Origin of the sequence: Collinsella aerofaciens, from assembly GCF_901212495.1 — a bacterium.
Taxonomy (GTDB): Bacteria; Actinomycetota; Coriobacteriia; order Coriobacteriales; family Coriobacteriaceae; genus Collinsella; species Collinsella aerofaciens_H.
In genome coordinates this window covers 1-1,366 of the sequence record NZ_CAAKNY010000027.1, presented here as the reverse complement: position 1 = coordinate 1,366, position 1,366 = coordinate 1, and the positions used below count along the sequence as shown (strand labels likewise).

1 protein-coding gene is annotated in these 1,366 nt (G+C 69.5%); it reads right to left on the bottom strand.

The annotated features are described in order from the left end of the window. Window positions 1-72: 72 nt before the first annotated feature. The gene (locus SFLMC1_RS02885; RefSeq protein ID WP_152073135.1) at window positions 73-1,209 is read right to left on the bottom strand and encodes an alpha/beta fold hydrolase; all 1,137 of its coding nucleotides are present in this window, start codon (window positions 1,207-1,209) and stop codon (window positions 73-75) included. Window positions 1,210-1,366 lie beyond the last annotated feature (157 nt).

The following is a 1,366-nucleotide window of genomic DNA, read 5'->3' as shown; positions in this document are numbered from 1 at the left end:
CCGCCCTCGTCGGCGTACTTGACCGCGTTGGCGAGCAGCTCGCCCAGCACGGCCGAGAGGTCGCCCGCAGCGCTACGGCAGCCGCTCCTCCGTCTCATCCAACCAGTCGCGCACGACGCCAAGGGCAAGCGGGAGGTTTCCGACCTGGCAGTGCTCCGCCGCGTGCTCGGCATCGGTGAAGACGCGCGTCGTCACGCTGTTGGCGTTCACGAGCTCGCGCGCCACCTGGCCGAGCCGCCGAAGCGGCACGTACTGGTCGCGCTCGCCCGCGAAGAGCAGCACGTCCTGCCGCACGAGCGGGCCCAGGCCCGCGAAGCTCCAGCGCACGAGCTCGTAGAGCAGCGCGTGTGGACTGTCCGTCCCCGTGATGGCCAGGGCCTGCTGCAGCTTCCAGGCCATGTCGTGGTCACGCGCCGCGAGGCGGCTAACGGCAGCATCGAGTACGCCTGAGGCGCGGCACCACACGAGGAACTCGAGCGCGACGCCCGCGGTCCGGGGCAGGCGGATCTCCAGCGCGTCGAACATCCGGTAGAACACGTCCATCGCCACGATGCGCGTAACGCGCGGCTCGAACGCCGCCACGCGCATCACAAGCAGCCCGCCGAGCGACATCCCCATCGCGGCGCAGCGCTCGATCTCCAGCGCGTCAAGCACTGCCCCCACGGGGCGCTCCCAGGCGAGCGGCATGGCGAGGCCGCGCATGAGCGCCGTCCCCTGGCCGGGCCCGTCGAAGATGACGACGTCGCGCCCGCAGTCGCCCAGCGCGCGCAACCAGCCCGCCATCTCCTCCATATAGCTGTCGAACCCGCCGAACAGCAGGAGCGGCTCCGCCGAGTGCTCGGCGGCGGTGCGGATTCGTAAGGCGGGCAGGCTCGACCCCGCGTAGGGGACTTCCAGGCGCTCCAGCTCGGGGCCGTCCCACCCGGCGTAGAACTCGCGGCGGAACCCCGCGACGGCCGTGCGCTTCGTCTCGGAGTCAAGCGGCTCGTAGAACGCCGCAGCGCCCCAGTAGCCCGAGGCGACGGCGTGGTCGCCGGCTACCTCGCGCCGGCGGGCAAACTCCGACCAACAGGGGTACCAGTCCCCGGCGGTGCGGAGCTGGGGGATGACCTCGGCGAGGTCGCCTTTGACCGATGGGTCGAGCTCGGGGTGGGTGAAGCGGTTGAGCTGCAGATCGAACTGCTCATCCCCGGTGTATGCGTGGAACATGATGCCTCCCGGCGGTTTCGGTTTCGGGGAGATTCTCGTGCCGGAGTGCCATGCTGGCCACAAGCAGTATCGTATGGGATGTAGGGTATCGGACAGTTTGTCCGAAATTGGTTGGAATGGGGGCTAGGCGTGGGAGACCTAAGGACGGAGAAGTCGG